The following is a 21,416-nucleotide window of genomic DNA, read 5'->3' as shown; positions in this document are numbered from 1 at the left end:
GATACAGATCAGGCATGGCTGCACAGCCGCGTGGAGGAACAAGCAAAAAGATGAACGATCAGACAAAACACAGGGCCGATGAGACTGCGCCATTGCAGGGCAAGGTGGTCCTCGAGCCCAGCGTGTCGGTGGCGAGCGAAGAGCGCCCGCCGGCTCCGGCCCAGCTTCTGGAAGAGGCGAGCTTCGAGCGCCTCGACGAGCTCGATGATCTCACCGACGTGGAGCCCGCCCTCACCATCAAGCCTCGTCGTCGCCATCGGCTGCTCGCCTGGGGGCTGGGAGCTGTTGGCCTGCTCTCTTTGGGGCAATATGGCGTCTTTCTCTATGACCAGTTGCTCACCACCCCGCTCTGGGGCAGCGCCTGGTTGCTGGCCTCCGGTCTGGTGGCCGTGGGTACGGCCGGCGTAGTTGGGCGCGAGTGGTTGCGGCTGCGCACACTCAAGCGGCGGCAGGATGTGCGCTCGCGCGCCGACGATCTGCTGGCCCGTCAGGGCGTCGGGCAGGGGCAGGCTTTTTGCGAGGCGCTCGCCGAGAAGAGTGGCGACAAGGGGCGCGAGGGGTACCAAAGCTGGCTGAGCCAGCTTGACGAGAGCCACAGCGATCGGGAAGTGCTGACCCTCTACAGCCAATTGGTGCTCACCGAGCGTGACAAGCTGGCCCAGGCCCGGGTGGCCAAATGGTCGGGGGAGGCCGCCGTGCTGGTGGCCCTGAGCCCCCTTGCCACCGTCGACATGATGCTGATGCTGTGGCGCAACCTGCGGATGATCGAGGACATCGCCGACGTCTATGCCATCGAGCTCGGTTATTGGAGCCGCATCCGCCTCATTCGTCAGGTGTTTCGCAACATGCTCTATGCCGGCGCCACCGAGCTGGTGACCGAGGTGGGGATGGACTTGCTGGGAGCCGAGCTTGCCGCCAAGCTCTCCGCCCGCGCCGCGCAAGGGGTGGGCGCGGGTCTGCTCACTGCCCGCCTTGGCCTGCGTACCATAGAGGCGTGCCGCCCGTTGCCCTGGTGTGGTGACGAGAAGCCCAAGCTCGGTGAGCTGCGCAAGCGGCTCATCAGTCAGCTGGCGGGGTATCTCAACAGGGGGTGACGGCCCGGGCCTCGATTGTGGTTGTCACAAATTGTTTACAAATTACGTCAGCAGCCGACCCTGGGGTCGGCTGCTTTTTTGAGGGGCAAACCGTTACAGTGATCCTGTCAGTCAACGATGAGTCGCCGATGCTTGGATGTCCGGGCGTGCGCACAGGATGGAACCGCTCATGGCAAGTCTCTACACAGCACACCAGCCAGATCCCCTGGGTCTTGTCCATTACTCGAATGAGGAGCATGGCACCTGGCAGATCCTGATCGAGCGCCAGCTCGCAGCCCTTGCTGGCAAGGCCTGCGACGACTATCTGGCGGGGCTGGAATGCCTGACGTTACCCCGTGATCGCATCCCCCAGCTGATGGATATCAATGCGGTGCTGCAACCCGCCACCGGCTGGTCGGTGGCTGCCGTGCCCGCGCTTATCTCGTTCGACCGCTTCTTTGCCCTGCTGGCCAATCGCCAGTTTCCGGTGGCTACCTTTATCCGGCGCCGGGACGAACTCGACTATTTGCAAGAGCCCGACATCTTCCACGAGATCTTCGGCCACTGCGCCATGCTGACCAATCCCGCCTTCGCCCACTTCACCCATGTCTATGGCCAGCTTGGCCTGCAGGCGAGCAAGGAGGATCGGGTCTTTCTGGCCCGGCTCTACTGGTTCACGGTGGAGTTCGGTCTGCTCAATACCCCTGCCGGGCTGAGAATTTACGGCGGCGGCATTCTCTCCTCCATCGGCGAGACCGCCTATGCCCTCGGTGGCCAGCCTGTGCTGCAACCCTTCGATCCCATAGAAGTGTTGCGCACCCCATACCGTATCGACATCATGCAGCCCACCTATTTTGTGCTGCCTGAGCTGGCGGCGCTCTACCGTTTGGCGGAGCAGGACATCATGGCCATGGTGGGGGAGGCGAGGCGCCTCGGCCTGCGACCGCCACGTTTTGAGCCGGCGGCCGGCAAGCAGGCGAGCTGAACTCACCACGATTTTTCGTTATCTCATTCCCATTGATGAACAAGGAGAGACCCATGTCCGAACTGGCCAGCCAGCAGTGTGAAGCGTGCCACGCCGATGCCCCCAAGGTGAGCGAGCAGGAGCTGAGCGAACTGATGCACCTCATTCCCGACTGGCAGCCGCTGGTGGTGAAAGGAGAGCTGCAACTGAGGCGGGAATTTACTTTTCGCAACTTCAAGGAGGCGCTGGCGTTTACCAACCGTCTGGGTGAACTGGCGGAGGCTGAGTTTCATCACCCTGCGATCCTGACCGAATGGGGCAAGGTGACCGTCAGCTGGTGGACCCACAAGATAGGCGGATTACACCGCAACGACTTTATCATGGCGGCGCGTACCGACCAGTTGCTCAGCGATCCGCTGCACAAATAAGCCTCCTCCAGTGACTCGGGCCTGCCCGGCGAAAGCGGGGCGGGCCCGCATTTTTATGGGCCAGCGCTCGCACTGGCGGGATCGAGTCTGTATTATCCGGTCATTCATAGAGTTAGCTAGGAAGTGTGTCCCGAATGCGTCTTGAAGTCAGCTGTGAAGACCGCCTGGGCCTGACCCGGGAACTGCTCGACCGTCTGGTGGAGCACAACATCGATCTGCGCGGCATCGAAATCGATACCTCAGGCATCATCTATCTCAACTTTCCCGAGCTGGAGTTTCGCGATTTTCAGCACCTGATGCCGGAGATCCGCCGCATTCCCGGCGTCTATGACGTCAAGACCATCCCCTACATGCCCTCCGAGCGTGAACACCACGAGATTGAGGCCCTGCTCAAGGCGCTGCCGGATCTGGTGTTTTCTCTCGACGCCAAGGGCAAGGTGACCCAGGCCAACCAGTCTGCTCTGACGACCCTGGCCCTGCCGGTGGAAGAGATACGTGGCATGGCCCTTGGTTCTCTGGTCAAGGGGTTCTCCTTCAGCCGCTGGCTGGAGGCGAGCGAAATCAAGCCGCAGACCTGCAAGCTCAGCTTCAACGGCGAAGAGTATCTGGCGGATCTGATGCCGCTGTTCGTGGCCGAAGAGAAGGGCCGCCAGGCCCTGGCCGGCGCCGTCGTGGTGCTCAAATCTGCCCGCCGGGTCGGCATGCACTTCAGTGCCTTGCACGCGGTGGAAGTGGGGGGCTTCGAGCATCTGCAGGCCGAGAGCCAGAAGATGAAGCAGGTACTGGTAGAGGCGAGCAAGCTGGCGATGCAAGATGCGCCGTTGCTCATCGTCGGCGAGACTGGCACCGGCAAGGAGCTGCTGGCCCGCGCCTGCCACGGTGCCAGCCTGCGTTCCAGCCACCCCTTCATGGCCCTCAACTGCGCCGCCATGCCGGACAACGTGGCCGAGAGCGAACTGTTTGGTTACGCCCCCGGTGCGTTTGGCAACAACACCGAAGGCAAGCGCGGCGTGCTGGAGCTGGCCAGCGGCGGTACCCTGATGCTGGACGAGATCGGCGACATGTCTGCCCATCTGCAGACCAAGTTCCTGCGGGTGCTGCAGGACGGGGTGTTTCGCCGGGTCGGTGACGAGCAGGAGGTGAAGGTCAATGTGCGCTTCATCTGTACCACTCAGAAGCAGTTGCTGGATCTGGTGCACGACGGCAAGTTCCGGGAAGATCTCTATTATCGTCTCAACGTGTTGAGTCTGGCGCTGCCCCCTCTGCGCGAGCGCAAGGCGGACATAATGGCGCTGGCCCAGCAGTTTGTTTCCCGCTTCGCCAGCGAGTTGCAACGGCCAAGACCGCGCTTTACCCGCAACATGGCCGAGTACCTGACGGCCTACCGCTGGCCTGGCAACGTGCGTCAGCTGCGCAACTGCCTCTATCGCGCCATGACCTTGCTGGAAGGGGACGAAATCGGCCCTGAACACGTGGACCTGCCGGTGGCCGCCGATGCCATGCCGCTCATTGACGAGTGGTTCGAAGGGGGTCTGGACGAGGCGGTGAAACGCTTCGAGAGCCGGCTGCTTGAACGGCTCTATCCAGCGTTTCCTTCCACTCGTCAGCTGGCCAAGCGCCTCGGCGTGTCGCACACCGCCATCGCCAACAAATTGCGTGAATACGGGATCAGCAAGAAGTAAGCGAATGAATTCAAGTGATATATCGGGGCTCACGCCAGCGTGGGCCCTCTTCTTATAGCGACAATTACTGACGCACCCCCTTGCTCTGTGGATGTTGCCTTGTCATGCTGCTGACAAGTTCAATACTACATTCATCCGGATCTCCCTGAACGGGCATCAGCCCTTCAAATAGACCGCATGTTCAATAAGCGCAGGCATGATGCACTTTTTTTCTCTGACCCGGTCCCTGGCGTGGTTGACGCTCCTGTTCTGTTCGCTGGCGCTGGCCCGCGAGCACCTTCCTTTGACCTCTGCCGAGCTGCGCTCAGAGCAGGTGCGACAGACGGTGCTCGACATACTCAGCTACACCCGCTGGCCCACCGAGCCAGAGGCGTTGCGCTTGTGCATCGCCGCGCCGACGGAATATGCCACAGCACTGTTTGCCATCAAGCAGCAGGCCAATGGCCGGCCGGTCAGTGTGCGCCGTTATGATGTCGAGGATGAGATGCTGGGGCGGCAGTGCGATGTGCTCTATCTGGGAGTGCTGGCGCCAGAGCGGCGCCTGCCATTGTTCCAGCGGCTGCGCGGCCATGCGATTCTCAGCATCAGCGAGCAGAGCGCAGAGTGTACCGCCGACGCCGTATTCTGCTTGCAGATAGGGTCGGAGCGTATTCGCTTTCGGGTCAATCTGGATGCTCTCGCCAGGAGCGGAGTGCGGGTTCACCCCGCCGTGCTGAAGCTGGCCAAGGCGGATGAGGAGACACCATGAAGGCGTTTTTTCGTTCACAGGCACAGCGGCTCACTTTGCGACAGAGCTTGGGACGCACCCACATGGTGACGTCCCTGACCGCTGTTTGTATGGCCGGTCTGCTGTTGACCGGTATCGCTTTGCTGGCCCTGCGTATCTATGCGGACCACAACCTTGAGCTGGTGGCGCGAGCCATCAGTTACACCAGTGAAGCGGCCGTGGTATTCCATGACGAAGAGGTCGCCAAGGAGGCGCTGCAGGCCATTGTCACCCACGAGGATGTAGCACTGGCCAGCATCCTGTTGCCCAATGGCAGACCGCTGGCAAGTTGGAGCCGGGCCATGACCACCCCCTGGTCTGGCCTTGAGCAGTATCTTGCACAGATCATCCTGCCCGGTCCCATCGAGCAGCCCATGATGCGGGGCGGCGTCGAGATAGCCCGCGTCCATCTGGTCGGCCACGGTCAGTACCTGCTGCTGTTTCTGCTGCAAACCCTGATGGCCATGCTGGTCTGCCTCATCCTCAGTGCAGTGGGGTCTATCTATGTGGCGCGCTGGATGCAAAACTCCATCACTGTGCCGCTCAAGAAGCTGGCTCAGGTGGCCCACAGCGTCAGTCGTCAACGTACCCTTGCCATGCGGGTACCCGAGGCTGACATCGCCGAGTTGCACGAACTCGGCCAGGATTTCAACTCCCTGCTCGATGAACTGGAGGCCTGGCAGGCCCACCAACGGCGGGAGAACGCCAGCCTGCTGCATCAGGCCACGCATGATGCCTTGACCGGTCTGCCCAATCGTGCTCTTTTTGAGGCTCGTCTGGATCAAGCCGTGACCACGGGCCGTTTGCAAGAGGAGCGGTTTGCGCTGCTCTACCTCGACTGTGATCGCTTCAAACAGATCAACGACACCCTGGGCCATGCCGCCGGGGATGACGTGCTGATCGCCTTGGCCAGACGGGTACAACATCAGCTTCGGCCGATGGATCTGGTATGTCGGCTGGGCGGCGACGAATTCGCCATCTTGCTGACGCCTCTGTTGCAAGAAAGCGAAGCGCAGGATGTGGTGTCCCGCATCCAGCTGGCGATGGCCGACCCCGTGGTACTGGGGGATGGTCGTCAGCTGGTGGCTGCCATCAGCATAGGCCTCGCCGTGTATCCGGATGAGGGACTCACTGCCGGTGAACTGTTGCAGCAGGCTGACAATGCCATGTACCAATCCAAACGGCTGCGTCGGGAGCTTGCACTTCATGACCAGCTGGAATTTGATGTTTCTGCTGAGGAAAAATAACAATGAAGATCACTGTCCTGATGAAAACCGGCCTGATCGGCCTGCTGTTGAGCGTGTTGGCGGGCTGTCAAAGTGCCCCTCGCGGTCTGACGGCGGAGCAGATCGGCGTACTCAAGGAGCAGGGCTTTCGCCTGACCGACGAGGGTTGGACTCTGGACTTCTCCAACCGTGTGCTGTTTGCCAACGATTCGGAAGCCCTCAACCCTGGCACCCGTGTCCTGGTGGAAAAGCTGGGCATGACCTTGCTGGGGGTTGGCCTGAACAAGGCGCGGATCGATGGTCACACCGATTCCAACGGACCTGAGGCTTATAACGATCAGCTCTCTCTGAAGCGGGCGAAATCGGTGGCCGATGTGCTGGTGTCGGTCGGCATGCAGCCGGCCAACCTAGATATCCGTGGTCGCGGTCAACGGGATCCGGTGGCAGACAACAAGACGGCTGCCGGTCGGGCAGAGAACCGCCGCGTTGGCATCATCATCAGCAACGAATAAGCCGGTTGTGTGGATAAAAAAAGAGCGCCTGATGGCGCTCTTTTTTGTGGCTGACCCGCTTGCTGCTCGAGTTGTTCGCAGCCGTGGTGACCGCTCTTGGCAAAATGATGGAAAAGGAGGATGAGTGCTGGCCCGACATGGCTTGTCCCAGCGCCTTGAAAAGATAGAATGGCGACCGATCAGAGGGAGAAATCTATGTTTCGTTTAGGGCTCATCATTAACCCGGTTGCCGGCATTGGTGGCGCGGTTGGTCTCAAGGGCAGTGACGGCGTGGTGGCTGAAGCGCTGGCTCGGGGGGCCGTGCCCAAGGCGCAGGAGCGGGCACGACAAGCCTTGTTGCCCCTGTGCGACCTTGCTACCCCATTTGAGCTGTTGACGGTCGAGGGCGAGATGGGGGCCGATCTCGCGGCGTCTCTTCAGTTGCCTTGTCGCATCGTCTATCAGCCCGTCTCTGGTGCTACCACGGCAGCCGACACTCGCGCCGCCGCCGACTTGATGCGTGCGGCCGGCGTCGATCTCTTGCTGTTTGCCGGCGGCGATGGTACGGCGCGGGACATTTGCGCCGCTGTCGGGGAATCCTGTCATGTGCTCGGTATTCCGGCGGGCTGCAAGATCCACTCCGGTGTGTACGGCGTGACCCCCGCCGCCAGTGGTCGCGTGGCAGCCCGCATGATCGCCGGCGAATTGCTGAGTCTGGTGGATGCCGATGTGATGGACATCGACGAGGAGGCATTTCGCTTGGGCAAGGTGCGAGCCCGCCACTATGGCCAGCTGCTGGTACCGGGGGATCTGCGCTACGTGCAGGCGGTCAAGCAGGGGGGGCGGGAGTCCGAAGAGCTGGTACTGGCAGATCTCGCCGCGGGTGTGGTGGAGCAGATGGAGCCAGATACCCTCTACCTGATGGGGTCGGGCAGCACGGTCGCCGCCTGCATGGCAGAGCTAGGCCTGGAAAATACCTTGCTCGGTGTGGATCTGGTGGAAAACGGCCGGCTTATCGGGCAGGATCTGTCCGCCGCCGAGATCCTGACCCGGATCCGCGGTCGTCACTGTCGCCTAATCATTACCCTGATCGGCGGTCAGGGACATCTGTTCGGGCGCGGAAATCAGCAACTGAGTCCAGAGGTGATCCGGGCTGTCGGGCGGGACCAGATCCAGGTCCTGGCCACCAAAGCCAAGCTGGCTGCCCTCGCGGGCAGGCCGCTGCTGGTGGATACCGATGATCCGGCACTGAACCGGTCGTTAAGTGGTTATCTGCGCATAACCACGGGATACAAGGATCAGGTCATCTACCCGGTGGCCAACCCGGAATAGGACATCAAGGATGCGGCTGGCCCTTGCGCCAGAGAGCCGCGATCAACCGGATCGCGGTTCCACTCCCCCGAATTATTTTGCCGGCAATTTTTTGCCAGCCACTCTGAAAATGAGGCTGCGTTACATGACGATTCATGAATTTGAGCACAAGTTGTTGGGACTGATAGACGCCATGGTGGCCACGGCGACTGAAGATGAGCTGTTTGCGGGGGGCTATCTGCGCGGTCACATTTCGCTGGCGGTGGCGCGTGCCGAGCTGGAAGGCAAGACACTGGTGCGGGATGTAAAAAGTTATGTACTGCGTAGCCTGAACGAGGCCATCCTGGAGGGGGAGCTCTCCGAACAGGATGAAGAGCTGGTACAAGCCATGTGGCAACGTCTGCAACAACAAGCAGAAGCTTGATCGAATACACATTTCAAACAGAAGTTTGAGTTGACGCTTCCCTGAAGTTAGTGAAAGGTTAATAATAAGTTTCGCCTTTTGTTTCAGGGATTAAACTATGGCTTCCTCTTCACGTATTGCCAATAAACTGCCGCTCGAGATGCTCTACCATTGGGAGCGGCAGTGTCCTGACCGAGTCTATCTTCGTCAAACCATCAACCGCGAATACGTCGACTTTACCTGGGGTGAAGTGGCTGACGAAGCGAGGCGCATGGTGACGGCGCTGCGCCATCTGGGGCTGGAGCCCGGTGACAAGGTGGCCCTGCTCTCCAAGAACTGCGCCCAGTGGTTTATCGCCGATCTGGCCATGCAGATGGGGCAGTACGTGAGCGTGCCCATCTATCCGACCGCCAACGTCGATACCATCGAATATGTGCTGCGTCACAGCGAAGCCAAGGCGATCTTCGTCGGCAAGCTGGACGACTGGAAGAGCCAGGAGGCGGGGGTGCCAGCCTCCCTGCTGCGCATCGCAATGCCCTATGAGACCATGCCCGCCAGCCATCAGTGGGACGATCTGCTGGAGGCACACGAACCTATCCCCGACAGCCCGGTGCAGGTGCCGGATGCGCTGCTGAGCCTGGTCTACACCTCAGGCAGTACCGGCAAGCCCAAGGGTGCCATGTTGAGCGTCGAGCGTTATGCCTGGTCCTGTGAAAAGCTGGTTGAAGCGGTGGAGCTGACCGCCATCGATCGCGGCTTCTCCTATCTGCCGCTCGCCCATATCACAGAGCGGGTTTACATCTATGGCGGCAGCCTGTTCAGCGGCGCCACCATCGCTTTCCCCGAGTCGCTCGACACCTTCATTGATGACGTCAAGCGTTGCCGTCCCACCGTCTTTATCTCTGTGCCCCGGCTGTGGGCCATGTTCCGCATCAAGATCCACGAAAAGCTGCCCCAGAAGAAGCTGGAACTGTTGCTCAAGATCCCGTTTGTCTCGGGTCTCATCAAGGGCAAGTTGCAAAAAGGGCTGGGGCTGGATCAGGCGCGGGTGCTGGGTTGCGGCTCGGCGCCAGTGTCACCGGCCCTGCTGCAGTGGTACAACAGCATCGGCATCAAGATAACCGAAGCCTGGGGCATGACGGAGAACCACGCTTTTTCCACCCTCAACTACCCCTTCCGCGCCGACAAGATAGGCACGGTCGGCAAGGCGGGGCCAGGGGTGACCATCAAGATTTCCGATGAGGGGGAGATCCTCTGTCGCTGTGACGGCATGATGCTGGGGTACTACAAGGATCCCGAGCACAGCAGCGAAGCCATCGACGCCGACGGCTGGCTCCACACTGGCGACATGGGCAAGCTGGACAGAGAGGGCTATCTCACCATCACAGGTCGCATGAAGGATGTGTTCAAAACCGCCAAGGGCAAGTATGTGGCACCTGTGCCCATTGAAGGCTTGCTGGGACAGGAGCCCATCATAGAGCAGCTGTGCGTGATTGGTTACGGCATGCCCCAGCCCATTGCGCTGGTGCAGCTGGCCGAGAGCGCCATGAAGGGTAACCGGGAAACCATCAATGCCCAGCTGGAGGCGGCGCGCAACCGGGTCAATGATCAACTGGAATCTCACGCCAGAATTCGCGGCATCCTGGTGGTGAAGACGCCCTGGAACATTGAAAACGGTGTACTCACCCCCACCATGAAGATCAAACGCCACCTGCTGGAGCAAAAATACGCAAACATCGGCGAGCAGTGGTCCTCCTCCCAGAGCATCATCTGGGAATCCTGACAGATTGACGTGACTCAGCGATCAACAACAATAACAAGGGGAGCCAATGGCTCCCCTTGTTATTGGGCGTCATGTACCTCAGACGGCCTGGTATTCCAGCTCGACCGAGCCCAGCGCCTTGAGGGTGGACTGGGCAGAATCCCGCTGGCTGATCTGGCCGTTTTTGCTCTCCAGCAGCACGGCGCGACGGATGCTGGCGAGATCTTCGCCGCACAGCACAGCGTGGGCGCAGGCCATCTGCATCGGCGGCAGGCTGGGATTGAACGCCGCGTTTTCTGCGTAGCGACCACAGAAGAGGCGGCCATCGGCAAACAGCAGCGCCACGGCGGCATAGCCCTGACTGTAGGGAGCGTAGCTTTGACGGGCAGCCGCCAGTGCCGCTCGCCAGATCGGATCCTCGCTCTCGAGCACCAGTTCGTCATGGGCTTGCGGGCTCATCAGGGCATCGGTGATGTCGAGATCGGCCGGGCCAAAGGAGTGGGGCAGGAAGGATTGCAGAGCGCTCAAGTCGTCAGGCAGGGAGACTTGCAGCGTCTTGGCTGTGCTCAGCTCGTTCATGAACTGGCGGCAATGGCCGCAGGGGGTGTAGTTGACCGTGATCTCACTGATCCCTGTCTCACCGCCCAGCCAGGCGTTAGAGATGGCGGATTGCTCCGCATGGACCGAGTGGAACAACCCTTGTCCGGCAAATTCCATGTTGGCGCCGAAATACCAGGTGCCGCTCAGGCCGCAGGCGATGGCGCCGACAAAAAATTTGGAGATGGGCGCCACCGAGCATGCGGCGGCCAGTGGCAGCAGCGCCAGACGCAGGGCGCGATCTTCCAGCCCTGTGGCGGCTTTCAGGGTCGCCACCTGCTGTGGCGTGAAACGGGCCTGGAAATCGTTGTCCAGCATGGGCAGCAGCGCCGCTTTGAGCGGGGCGGACAGGGTATCGAGTGGCTTGGCAAAACGGGGATGCATAGTGTGTCCTCAAAGGCCAATTGGGGGGCCATTGTAGGGAGCAAGCTCGGCAAAATGTGTGAGCGCGCTCACGCCCTGACGGGCAAAAGGAGGAGGAGGATAAAGGAAACGTTTGTCTTGCGCAAATTGTGCGTCAGCTCGCACAGTGGCGGGCCAACAGGCCCGCAGCGCCAGTAAATGGGTGACCCTCAGGTCAACCAGTGATAAAGAGCAAACAGCAGGGGGGCGACGGCGGCGGTGAGGATGCCGCACACCACCATGGCCAGCGACGAGAAGGCCCCCTGGGTAATGCCCTTCTCGGCAGAGGTGGCGGTACCGATGGCGTGGGCGCAGGCTCCCATGGCCAGTCCCTGGGCCTCGGGGTCTGTCACCCGCATCAGTTTGAGCAGCGGGTATCCGATGAGGGCGCCTACAATCCCGACCACCACCACCACGGCCGCCGCTATGGCAGGTATACCGCCGATGGACTGGCTGACACTCATGGCAAGCGGGGTTGTGATGGACTTGGTGGCGAGCGATGCCAGCAACGCCGGGTCGGCGCCCATAAAATGACCGATCAGCAGGGTAGTGCAGACCGAGATCAAGACGGAGGCCAGAGTACAGACCAGGATGGGCTTGAGCCTGGCCTGGATCTGGCGGGCCTGCTGATACAGCGGCAGTGCCAGTGCCACTACGGCGGGTTCCAGCAGGGCCGTGATGGGGAGGGTGCCACTCTCGTACTGCTCAAGGGGCAGATCCAGCCAGAGCAGCAGGCCTATGATGACGGCGGTGGGCACCAGCACGGGATTGATGATGGGCCAGGGCAGGCGGCGATAGAGGGCCCGGGTGGCAAAATAGAGTGCCAGGGTCAGGGGAATGGCAAGCCAGAAGATCATTTGTTCATCCTCTGGTACAGGCGCCCGACAGTGCCCAGGATCAAGACTATCCCCAGTACGATGCAGAGCATGATGAGACCGAAGGACTGGCGCAGGGGCTCAAGCCAGGCGACCAGGCCGACGGCCACCGGCACGAACAGGACGCCCATATGCCGCAGCAGCAGGCCGGCACCGAGCTCGACCCAGTGCAGCTTCACCAGCTGCAAGGAGAGCAGCACGAACAGCAGCAGCATGCCGATGATGCTGCCGGGGAAGGCAAAAGGCAGTATGGCGGCCAGGGTTTTACCCACCAGCAGGCAGGCGACTATGACCATGAAGTCGCGAAGGTAGAGCAAGGCACGTTGCGCAATCACCTGAGCCTCAACTTGGAAACTGTGAATGAATGGGCAGTTTACCAGAGAGGCAGGGGCGCGGCATTAAAACAATAACAGCTGAAATTAGTTCGATGATGGCTGATTTCATTGAAGATTCTTTGATTGCAGATCTTTCTGAACCATGGAGTTTCAAGACCATGGCGTGCTGAACACATATTTTTCAATAACAAGGAGTAGCCATGACATCCCTCTTGTCCCGCGTGCGTCAACTGGCGGCCGATAGTGACCTGCCCCCTCAGTTGTTGCAGACCCGTCAGTGGGACGGGTCCTTGTGCCGGGTCCGGCTCGACAACACGGGCAGTGACGATACCCGGGTCGCTCGCTGGGTACTGTTTGATGGCAAGCTCGGCCTCCCGCTCGACACCCCTCTCTATGGCGAAGGGTTCCAGATGCTGGCCCAGACCATGGGCAGCTGGCAATCCCCGCAACCGGTTGGCCGTTGCCCCGATTCAAGCGTCTATCGCATCACGAACGATGATGGCTATCACACAGTTCATAACCTGTTGCTGGTGGAGCATGACAAGGGTTGGCTGCTGCTCGCCTTTGCCAGTTGTCACCGTTTTGGCGGCGAGTTTCGCCTCTATCCGGATGGCCGCTTGCAGATCCTGATGAACTGCGAAGATCGCCTGTTGTCTGCTGGCCAGCACTGGCAAAGCGAGGCGCTGATCTGCCTGAAAGGGGCTGACAGGGAGGCGCTGTTGGCCGAACTGGCGGAGCGGATCGCCGCCGAACACGGTTCGCTGATCGGTCAGGTGGGCGAGCGCCCCAATGGCTGGTGCTCCTGGTATCACTATTATGCTGACGTCAGCGCCGATGACATTCGCGAGAATCTGGCGGTGCGTGCCGAGCGTTTCCCGGCCCTGCGCTATGTGCAGATCGATGATGGCTATCAGGCCAAAATGGGGGACTGGCTTACTCCTTCGCCCAAGTTCGAGCAAGGGGTGGCTGCGCTGGCGGCCGAGATCCACGCCGCCGGATGCGAGCCCGCACTCTGGGTTGCCCCCTTTATTGCCGAGCCAGGTTCGCAGGTGTTTCAGGATCATCCCGACTGGTTCGTGAAGGGGGAAGATGGCCTGCCGTTGCCCTCCGAGCGAGTCACCTATGGTGGCTGGCGCTGCACCCCCTGGTACGTACTCGATGGCACCCATCCCGAGGTGCAGGCTCACCTCGAGGGCGTGTTCCGCACTCTGCGCGAGCTGTGGGGCATTCACTACTTCAAGCTGGATGCCAACTTCTGGGGTGCCATCCATGGCGGCCGCTTCCACGACACCTCCGCCACCCGGGTGGAAGCCTATCGTCGTGGGATGGCGGCTATCTTGCGCGGGGCGGGTGAGGGGGCTTTCCTGCTTGGCTGCAACGCACCAATCTGGCCTAGCCTGGGACTGGTACACGGCATGCGGGTGAGCGACGACGTGGAGCGCAATGGCCACCGTTTTCGCCAGATCGCCCGCGAGGTCTTCTGCCGTGCCTGGCAGAACGACAGACTATGGGCGCTCGATCCTGACTGCATCTGCCTGCGGGATCTGCCGGGTCAGCAGGCCAGCCCTGCGGATTACAGCTTCCATCTGGCGGCGCTGGTGGCAAGCGGTGGCATGATGCTGGCGGGAGACAGACTGCAAGCGCTTGATGGTGAGCAAGGGGGGCAACTGCAAAAGCTGCTGGCCTTGTGTGCAGTCCGTGCCCCGTCTGCCCGTTTCGAGTCGATGGAGTTTGTCTGCGGCGAAGTGGTGTTGCCTGAAGGGGGCAGCCTGCTTTGCCTGTTCAACTGGGAAGCGCAACCCCAGGAGTGCCTGTTGCCGGAAGGTGGGCAGGATTTCTGGGACGAGGGCGCGATCGGTACCTCGCTTACTCTGCAAGGGGGCGAGGGGCGGGTGATCCGCTACCTCTGATCCTTTGCTGCCATAAACAATTCAGGCTCCCATCGGGAGCCTGAATTGTTGGTAAATCCTGTCAATATGCCGACCGCGTGAGGTCAGTAACGCCACTCGAAGCCGATGGCGTAGTTGGCGGCGCCATAGCCGGGGATCTCGTTGCTGGAGAGCAGCGCCTTGAAAGTGAGCCGGGCGCTGAGCGGGATACCGAGCCCCAGGCCGATGGCGACCTCATCATTGGGGTTGCCAATCACGTCGGCCCGGATCATGCGATAGAGCGACAGATCCTTGCTCATGTGCACATAGCTTTGTGAACTTTGGTTATAGAGCTGACCAAAAACCTCCAGCTGGAAACCGGCCTGGGGGGTAATGGCCAGCGGCACCCCCACAAAGTTGTAGAGATCGGAGCGGTTGAAATAGCTGTTGGTGATCTGGGGGGTGAAGTCGGTCTGCTGGTAGAGGTGGTTGAAGTTGCTTTCGATCAGTTGATAGGTTTGCTGCGGCAACCGCAACAGGTAGTCGGGGACATCAAAACGTACTGCCGCCATGCTAGCCGATGGCAGCAGGGAGCAGACGAACAAACCGAAACCGGGCAATCCTGAGCGCATCAGATGAAGCATCTCCAAGGGTCGATAGCCAAACACAGTCAATGCAATGTTAGTGCACAAATAGTTGAAATTTCGGGAGTCTTTACTCCCCTGCCCATTATGAATGGGGTGAGGGGAGCATACAGTCATTTAACTGTGAAACCGATCACATCTCATAGATCTTCGAGGTAGCGATAGAGACTCTTCAGAATCGCAAAGTTCCGTTCGTTCCCCTGATTCTGCTCCGCCAGTGCCTCGAGACGAGGGGCATAGTCCGGCAGGCGGCGGCTGAAATAGTCGCTGCAGTGCAGACGCCAGCGTTTTTGCTCCGCCTCGCTCAGGGTATGGGGCCAGTTGCGAGCGCGATAGCGAAACAGCATCTCTGGCAGTCGCGCATCTGTGAAGGCAAACTCACGCTCACCCAGCAGGTCGGCCGGGGTAGCGCGCACGAGATCCATGGTGGACTTGTCGCCGTGGCCGAAGAAACCGGCGTAGAGCTGGGTATCGGGGTCCGGGTCATTGCTGCCCGCGAACTCCTGATTGAACACCTCCACCAGTTTTTCACGCACCTCGGGGTGAGCGCGCAGCAGGTTCAGGCTCTTGCGGCACTGCTCCCGGTCGATGGTGAGCTCATCGGCACGTTCCGGTGTCAGGGTGGCGGCTGGCGCCAGCACAGGGCATTTGTTGATGTGCACCAGTTTCACCGGAATGGCGGCCAGATCCCCCAGCTCGTCCTTGCGGGTATAGAGCCGCTCGCGGATCTCCTCGCTGGAAAGCTCGATGAGCGGGGTCGGGTCGCGGGTCAAATCCACCATGATCACCGCATTCTGGTTGGTGGGGTGCCAGGCGAGTGGCGATACCCAGCTCACGCACCCCTGCCAGGGGGAGAACATGCCGGAGACGTGGACCAGCGGCTTCATGGTCACCACATCGATGAGCGCCTTGACCTTGTTCTTGTTGCGCAGGGCAAACAGGTACTCAAACAGTTTGGGCTGGGCCTTTTTCACCAGCTTGGTCATCTCTATGGTGGCCAGCACGTCCGAGAGCGCATCGTGGGCATTGGCGTGGGACACACCGTTGGCGACGGTCAGCTTCTCCAGCCTGAAACTCGGCTTGCCCTCCTCATCAAAGGCCCATTCGATCCCCTCCGGGCGCAGGGCATAGCAGGCCCGCAGCATGTCGAGGATATCCCAGCGGGAGTTGCCGTTTTGCCAGGCGTAGGCGTAAGGGTCATAGAAGTTGCGATAGAGGGTGTAACGGGTCACTTCATCATCGAAACGGATGCTGTTGTAGCCCAGCACGCAGGTATTCGGTGTAGCGAACTGCTCGTGGATCTGGCGAATGAAATCCGCCTCGCACAGTCCATCTTTCATCGCCTTTTGCGGCGTGATGCCGGTGATGAGGCACGCCTCCGGATCCGGCAGATAATCCGCCGGCGGCTTGCAATAGATGACCAGTGGCTCGCCGATGATGTTGAAATCCGCATCGGTGCGAATACCGGCAAACTGCGACGGCCTGTCCTTCGCCGGACTGATCCCGAAGGTCTCGTAATCGTGGAAGTAGAAGGTGGGCTCAATGCCGGATTGTGCTGTTTTGCTCATAAGTTCCGAGATAGGGTGTCCGGGATGGCGACGGCGCCAAAGCACCTGGGTGAGCGGTGCCCTGCACCACAATTGCCTGCATGGTAAACCATAGCGCAGGCAGAGCGAAGGGCAGCTCGTCTGGCTGCTGGTTTAATGAACGCTCAAGGGCGTTGGATCAAGGGGCCGGTATGATCGCGGATTGCATGGTGAAACATCGCACGCTCAGGTGGCTCATCGGGATGCCCCAGAGCGACCGGCATCAGGGTATGCAGATCCAGCAGGGTGAAGTAACCGCCTTCATCGGGATACCAGCCGCCGGTGTCTATGTAGTACACATTGCCAAGGCTGAGCGGGATGCTCACCGGGGTGTGGCCCACCACCAGGGCAACGAGATCCTCGATACCGCTCTCGTCCAGCCGCTCGATGCGGCGTCGTGACCAGAGGCAGACGTTCTTGATGGCCCTAAGTTTCCCGCCGCTCACCCCCGCATCCAGTTTGTCCAGCAGGTCCTGCCAGGAGGAGAAGGGGCAATCGGCGTGGAGCAGCCCGACCGGGCCAGCCGGGGTGGCCACCTCGATGGCAAGGGGCAGGGTGCGGTAGTGGTCGGCGAACGCCCCCTGCTCGCCCGGGGTCAGCTGCTGAAACCAGCCGCCGCCGTTTTGGATCCAGTTCTCCCGATCGCAGCTCTCGTAACGGCAGACGTAGTCGTCGTGATTACCGCAGACAGGGTGAAACCAGGGCCTGGCCAGCCACTCGAGCACTTCGGTGCAGTCGGGGCCGCGATCCGTCAGATCCCCCACGGAGAAGAGGCGATCCCGAGCGGGATCGAATCCCGCCTGGTTCAGGGTCTGTTCCAGCCGTGAAAAGTAGCCGTGGATATCGCCGACGGCGAGATCCCGCCCCAGAGGATTGTGGGAGAAGCGTCTGATCAGCGGGGACGGGTTCATGGCTTGCCTCCTTGTCTGGTGTGACCGGCTCGCGGCGCCACCGGATGGCCGATGGGTGATCATAGTCCCGTGGATAGGTACAGCATGGCATGCTCTGTTGCCATTGTAGGGGCAGATGGGGGCAGGCTCTCACGTGTCGAGGTGACAGGCGGTTTTGCAAGGTTTGCCGCGTTGCCGGCAGATCCCTAGTAAAAAAATGCCAGTCGGTATCGACTGGCATGCAAGGTATGGCCTGACGGATGCCCGGCGTCGGGATCAGAGCAGGTCTTCGAGCTGGTACTTCTTGAGCAAGGTGTCGAAGGTGCCATTGGCCTTGACGCTCTCGATGGCGGCATCGAACTGGCTCTTGAGCTTGTCATCGTTTTTGCGCAGGGCCACCGCTACCCCTTCTCCCAGTATCTTGTCCTGGGTGCCGTTGAACTGGGGACCGACGAAGGTGAACTGCTTGCCCATCTCCTTGTCGAGGAAGCCGACCTTCAACTGCACCATGTTGCCGAAGGTGTAGTCGGCGCGGCTGGACTGCAGATCCAGCATGGGGGACTGGGCGTTGACGTAGCGCTTGATCTTGGCCACGTCACCGTAGCGGGCCGTGATGAAGTTGTCCTGGGGCGTGCCCTCCTGCACAGCTATCACCTTGTCCTTGAAGTGCTCAGGGGTGTCGGCAAAGTCGGCCGCCTTGTCGCTGCGTCCCACGAAGCGGTTCTGCATCATGTAGTAGACCTGGCTGAAAGCGACCTTCTGGCGCCGCTCGCCCGTGATGTTCATGGAGGACATGATGGCATCGTACTTGCGCACCTGCAGGCCGGGGAGCAGGGCATCCCAGGGCTGGTTGATCACCTCGCACTCCGTCTTCATGGCCTCGCACAAGGCATAGGCCAGATCCACTTCGAAGCCGCCGAGCTTGCCGCTGTTGTCGACCATTTCGAAGGGGGGGTAGGTGGCGTCGGTGGCGATCACCAGGGGTTTGGCGGCCGCCTGGCCGGCGGTGGCCAGGGCCACCAGCATCATTGCGGTGTTGAGTTTCATGGTCAGTCCCTTGAAGTGTGGCGTCATGCCAATGGTCGTGAAGGATGCCGGCTTCAGATGCCGACGGCTATCTTGCGATGGGTGAGGGCAGGCAGCTGGCTGCGCACCAGGCGCTGGGCCGTCAGATCCAGGGTGGCGATGGCCATGCCCTGACCCTCCTCTACTTGGGCCAGCACCTGGCCCCAGGGATCGATGATCATGCTGTGGCCGAAGGTGCGGCGCCCGCCGGGGTGCTCACCTCCTTGGGCTGAGGCCAGCACGAAGGCCAGATTCTCCACCGCTCGGGCCCGCAGCAGCAGCTCCCAGTGCGCGAGCCCCGTGGTGTGGGTGAAGGCCGCGGGCAGGGCGATGAAATCGGGGGTAGGGCTCAGGCGAAACAGCTCGGGGAAGCGCAGGTCGTAGCAGATCCCGAAGCGGAGCATGCCCCAGGGCAGGGGATGGCTTACCACCTCCCGGCCCGGGCTCATGGTCGCGGCCTCGTCATACTGCTCTTGCCCGGTGCAAAAGCCAAACAGGTGTAACTTGTCATAACGACTCGCGAGCTCCCCTTGCGGGTCGATGAGCAGGCTGCTGTTGTGCATCTTGCCGGGCTCGTCGCTTACGAGCGGCAATGTGCCCGCCAGCAGCCAGATCCCGAGCTCCCGTGCCAGATCCTGGGCCCAGGCCAGCAGAGGGTGATCGCTCACGGGGGCGGCCAGGGCCACCCGCGCCCGCTCATCAGCAGGCATCAGGTAGAAGTATTCCGGCAGCAGGGCCAGCTCGGCCCCCTCGGCCGCGGCCCGGCGCAGCAGGGCCTCGGCCTGGGCCAGGTTGTGGTCAAGATCATCTCCGGAGACCATCTGCAGGACGGCAACGCGCACTGAATCCATGGTGCCTCCTAGACGCCGCACAGGCGCTCGGCGCCCGCCAGCAGGGTGTCCTCATCCTTGGAGAAGGAGAGGCGGATGACCCGTTGATCCGTGCCGTCGTGATAAAAGGCGGAGACGGGTATGGTGGCGACCCCGTGATCGCGGATAAGGCGCTGCACGAAGAGGCTGTCGGGCTCGTCGCTTACCCGCTCGTAGCTCGCCAGCATGAAGAAGCTGCCGGCGGAGGGGAGCAGGGTAAAGCGCGAGTCCGCCAGGGCCGAAACCAGCAGGTCCCGCTTGTGCTGGTAGAAGGCCGCCAGCCCCTGGTAGTGGGCCGGTTGCTGCAACAGGTGGGCGAAGCCGTACTGCATGGGTGTGTCGGCGGCGAACATGGCGAACTGGTGCACCTTGCGGATCTCCTCCATCAGGGGGCGGGGCGCCACGCAGTAGCCCACCCGCCAGCCGGTGACGTGGAAGGTCTTGCCGAAGGAGAAGATGGCGACGGAGCGCTCCACCAGCTCCGGATAGCGGATCACACTCTGGTGCAGGGCGCCGTCGAACACCACGTGCTCGTACACCTCGTCCGAGAGGATCAGGATGTCGGTGCCGCGCACCAGGCGGGCCAGGTGCTCCTGATCCCCCGCCTGCCAGACGGTGCCGGTCGGATTGTGGGGGGTGTTGAGCACTATCATGCGGGTGCGGGGCGTGATGCGGGCCGCGACCTCGTCCCAGGGGATGGCAAAGCTCGGCGCCTTGAGGGCGATCACCACGGGGGTAGCGCCCTGCAGCTGGATCATGGGGCGGTAGCTGTCAAACGCCGGCTCGAACATGATCACCTCGTCCCCCGGGTGCACCAGGGCGGTGATGGCGCAGAACAGGGCCTCGCTGGCGCTGGCAGTGATGGTGACTTCCTCGCCGGCATCATAGTGGTGGCCATAGCTGGCCGCTATCTTGGCCGCCAGTTGCTCGCGCAGGGCGGGCAGCCCGGTCATGGGGGCATACTGGTTCTCCCCGGCCAGCATGGCCTCGTGGGTCACCCGGATGAGCTCGGGATCGCAGGGGAAGCTCGGCGCCCCCTGGGAGAGGTTGATGCTGGGATGGTGGGCGGCCAGATCCCCGATCACGCTGAAGATGGTGGTACCCACCTGGGGCAGTTTGCTGACAATGCGGGGGGAAGACATGACGTCGTCACCTGAGTGTTTGAAAGATGTCCCTTTTTAGTCCTCGCTCTCTTGCCGGACAACGGATTATTCGGCATGTTATGCATGAGTTTTTCTCAAGCATGGAGGCTTGTATGTTGTCCACCCAACCCCGCAGCCAATTGCCCCTGTATGGCTTGCAGGTTTTCGAGTGTTCTGCCCGCCACCTGAGTTTCACCCTGGCCGCTGACGAGCTGTGCGTGAGTCAGGGGGCTGTGAGCAAGCAGATTGCCCAGCTGGAGGCCCGCCTCGGCCACCTGCTCTTCGTGCGCGGCACCCGCTGCCTGGCCCTGACCCCGGCCGCCGAGCGGCTGCTGCCTTTCGTCCGTGAGGGGTTGGCCCGCATAGGGGAGGGGCTCTGCGCCCTGCAAACCCTGCCCCACGAGCAGGCCATCAGCATCAAGGTCCCTTCCTGCGCCAGCCGCTGGTTGCTGCGACGGTTGCAGGACTTCGAGGGGGAGGCTGTCGAAGTGCGTGGCAGCCACAGCCACGGCATCGATTTTTCCCGCGAGCCCTTCGATCTCGCCATCGTCTATCAATCCTGTCAGGCCAGATACCCCCACAGCCAGCCGCTGTTTCAAGAGCAGCTGACCCCGGTCTGTGCCCCCGCCTTTGCCGCCAAGCACCGTTTGTTCGAGCGCACCATTGAGGAGTTGCCCCTGCTGCCCCTGCTTCATGCCAGCGCGGATCGGCGGGATTGGCGCAACTGGTTTGCCGCCTTCATCGCCACCCCCTGGCAGTCCCAGGGGGGCCAGCTGTTCGATACCCTGGACTTGGCGATGAATGCCGCCTTGCAGGGATTCGGCCTCTCCCTCGGGGATCCCACCATAGTGGCCGAGGAGCTGGAGAGTGGCGTGCTGGTAGCCCCCTTTGCCCCAGTGCTCAGCACGGATCACGAGTATGCCCTGGTTGCCCGTCCCAACAGCCAGCGCCAGGGGGTGCAGCGGGTCTGTCACTGGCTGCTGGAGAGCCGCGACCATCCCTGATCGCCGTCAGTTCCTTCCCTGACAGGGTGACAT

21 protein-coding genes are annotated in these 21,416 nt (G+C 61.4%); 12 read left to right on the top strand and 9 right to left on the bottom strand.

Translation table 11 applies throughout. From position 1 onward, the window contains the following. Nucleotides 1-50 precede the first annotated feature (50 nt). The 10 genes from GWQ31_RS06285 to GWQ31_RS06240 all read left to right on the top strand — a co-directional run bounded on the left by GWQ31_RS06285 (nt 51) and on the right by GWQ31_RS06240 (nt 10,127). Nucleotides 51-1,094, top strand: a complete 1,044-nt coding sequence (locus tag GWQ31_RS06285; RefSeq protein WP_275908912.1) for a TIGR01620 family protein — start codon at nt 51-53, stop codon at nt 1,092-1,094. Nucleotides 1,095-1,263: 169 nt separating this feature from the next. Then, nucleotides 1,264-2,058 (top strand): phenylalanine 4-monooxygenase, encoded by a 795-nt coding sequence (gene phhA, locus GWQ31_RS06280; protein ID WP_111588332.1) that lies wholly within the window; start codon nt 1,264-1,266, stop codon nt 2,056-2,058. A gap of 53 nt (nt 2,059-2,111) precedes the next feature. Further along, entirely contained in the window at nt 2,112-2,465 is a 354-nt protein-coding gene (locus GWQ31_RS06275) for a 4a-hydroxytetrahydrobiopterin dehydratase (protein ID WP_021139597.1), read from the top strand. A 134-nt stretch (nt 2,466-2,599) separates the two neighbouring features. Beyond that, the gene (gene tyrR, locus GWQ31_RS06270) at nt 2,600-4,147 is read left to right on the top strand and encodes a transcriptional regulator TyrR (RefSeq protein ID WP_021139596.1); all 1,548 of its coding nucleotides are present in this window, start codon (nt 2,600-2,602) and stop codon (nt 4,145-4,147) included. 196 nt (nt 4,148-4,343) lie between these two features. Next, entirely contained in the window at nt 4,344-4,895 is a 552-nt protein-coding gene (locus GWQ31_RS06265; RefSeq protein WP_275908911.1) for a YfiR family protein, read from the top strand. After that, nucleotides 4,892-6,160: a diguanylate cyclase gene (locus GWQ31_RS06260; protein ID WP_275908910.1), complete on the top strand. Its 1,269-nt coding sequence runs from the start codon at nt 4,892-4,894 to the stop codon at nt 6,158-6,160. The genes GWQ31_RS06265 and GWQ31_RS06260 overlap by 4 nt, the downstream gene beginning before the upstream one ends. A 2-nt stretch (nt 6,161-6,162) precedes the next feature. Further along, complete coding sequence (locus GWQ31_RS06255; protein ID WP_169046279.1) at nt 6,163-6,651, top strand: OmpA family protein; 489 nt, start codon at nt 6,163-6,165, stop codon at nt 6,649-6,651. A gap of 195 nt (nt 6,652-6,846) precedes the next feature. Further along, the gene (locus GWQ31_RS06250; protein WP_219597406.1) at nt 6,847-7,962 is read left to right on the top strand and encodes an ATP-NAD kinase family protein; all 1,116 of its coding nucleotides are present in this window, start codon (nt 6,847-6,849) and stop codon (nt 7,960-7,962) included. 124 nt (nt 7,963-8,086) lie between these two features. After that, entirely contained in the window at nt 8,087-8,365 is a 279-nt protein-coding gene (locus tag GWQ31_RS06245) for a YfcL family protein (protein ID WP_034523848.1), read from the top strand. Nucleotides 8,366-8,462: 97 nt separating this feature from the next. Then, entirely contained in the window at nt 8,463-10,127 is a 1,665-nt protein-coding gene (locus GWQ31_RS06240; protein ID WP_219597405.1) for an AMP-binding protein, read from the top strand. A 78-nt stretch (nt 10,128-10,205) separates the two neighbouring features. Here GWQ31_RS06240 and cdd read toward each other — a convergent pair whose 3' ends face one another. From cdd to GWQ31_RS06225, 3 genes are all read right to left on the bottom strand, one after another. After that, on the bottom strand, nt 10,206-11,087 hold the full coding sequence (cdd, locus tag GWQ31_RS06235; RefSeq protein WP_005310793.1) for a cytidine deaminase: 882 nt from the start codon (nt 11,085-11,087) through the stop codon (nt 10,206-10,208). A gap of 188 nt (nt 11,088-11,275) precedes the next feature. Further along, nucleotides 11,276-11,962, bottom strand: a complete 687-nt coding sequence (locus tag GWQ31_RS06230; protein WP_005310796.1) for an LrgB family protein — start codon at nt 11,960-11,962, stop codon at nt 11,276-11,278. Next, on the bottom strand, nt 11,959-12,315 hold the full coding sequence (locus GWQ31_RS06225) for a CidA/LrgA family protein (protein ID WP_005310798.1): 357 nt from the start codon (nt 12,313-12,315) through the stop codon (nt 11,959-11,961). Before GWQ31_RS06225 ends, GWQ31_RS06230 begins: the two co-directional genes overlap by 4 nt. A 200-nt stretch (nt 12,316-12,515) precedes the next feature. On the opposite strand from GWQ31_RS06225, the gene GWQ31_RS06220 reads away from it, so the two are divergent. Next, the gene (locus tag GWQ31_RS06220) at nt 12,516-14,225 is read left to right on the top strand and encodes a glycoside hydrolase family 36 protein (protein WP_275908909.1); all 1,710 of its coding nucleotides are present in this window, start codon (nt 12,516-12,518) and stop codon (nt 14,223-14,225) included. An 83-nt stretch (nt 14,226-14,308) separates the two neighbouring features. Here GWQ31_RS06220 and GWQ31_RS06215 read toward each other — a convergent pair whose 3' ends face one another. From GWQ31_RS06215 to GWQ31_RS06190, 6 genes are all read right to left on the bottom strand, one after another. After that, a complete protein-coding gene (locus tag GWQ31_RS06215) occupies nt 14,309-14,815 on the bottom strand; it encodes a hypothetical protein (RefSeq protein WP_005310800.1) in 507 nt (168 codons plus the stop codon). 152 nt (nt 14,816-14,967) lie between these two features. Beyond that, the gene (gene sbcB, locus GWQ31_RS06210) at nt 14,968-16,395 is read right to left on the bottom strand and encodes an exodeoxyribonuclease I (RefSeq protein ID WP_058394643.1); all 1,428 of its coding nucleotides are present in this window, start codon (nt 16,393-16,395) and stop codon (nt 14,968-14,970) included. A gap of 143 nt (nt 16,396-16,538) precedes the next feature. After that, nucleotides 16,539-17,324, bottom strand: a complete 786-nt coding sequence (locus GWQ31_RS06205) for a metallophosphoesterase (protein ID WP_244956562.1) — start codon at nt 17,322-17,324, stop codon at nt 16,539-16,541. 255 nt (nt 17,325-17,579) lie between these two features. Beyond that, on the bottom strand, nt 17,580-18,350 hold the full coding sequence (locus tag GWQ31_RS06200) for a transporter substrate-binding domain-containing protein (RefSeq protein WP_275908908.1): 771 nt from the start codon (nt 18,348-18,350) through the stop codon (nt 17,580-17,582). Nucleotides 18,351-18,403: 53 nt separating this feature from the next. Continuing rightward, complete coding sequence (locus tag GWQ31_RS06195; RefSeq protein ID WP_275908907.1) at nt 18,404-19,219, bottom strand: carbon-nitrogen hydrolase family protein; 816 nt, start codon at nt 19,217-19,219, stop codon at nt 18,404-18,406. A gap of 8 nt (nt 19,220-19,227) precedes the next feature. Continuing rightward, on the bottom strand, nt 19,228-20,379 hold the full coding sequence (locus tag GWQ31_RS06190) for a methionine aminotransferase (RefSeq protein ID WP_275908906.1): 1,152 nt from the start codon (nt 20,377-20,379) through the stop codon (nt 19,228-19,230). Nucleotides 20,380-20,492: 113 nt separating this feature from the next. On the opposite strand from GWQ31_RS06190, the gene GWQ31_RS06185 reads away from it, so the two are divergent. Beyond that, nucleotides 20,493-21,383, top strand: a complete 891-nt coding sequence (locus GWQ31_RS06185; RefSeq protein WP_005310814.1) for a LysR family transcriptional regulator — start codon at nt 20,493-20,495, stop codon at nt 21,381-21,383. The last annotated feature ends 33 nt before the right edge of the window (nt 21,384-21,416 follow it).

The organism is Aeromonas sp. 2MA4 (genome assembly GCF_029237305.1).
In the GTDB taxonomy this organism is placed as follows: Bacteria; Pseudomonadota; Gammaproteobacteria; order Enterobacterales; family Aeromonadaceae; genus Aeromonas; species Aeromonas salmonicida.
This window is presented reverse-complemented; position numbering and strand designations above follow the sequence as displayed.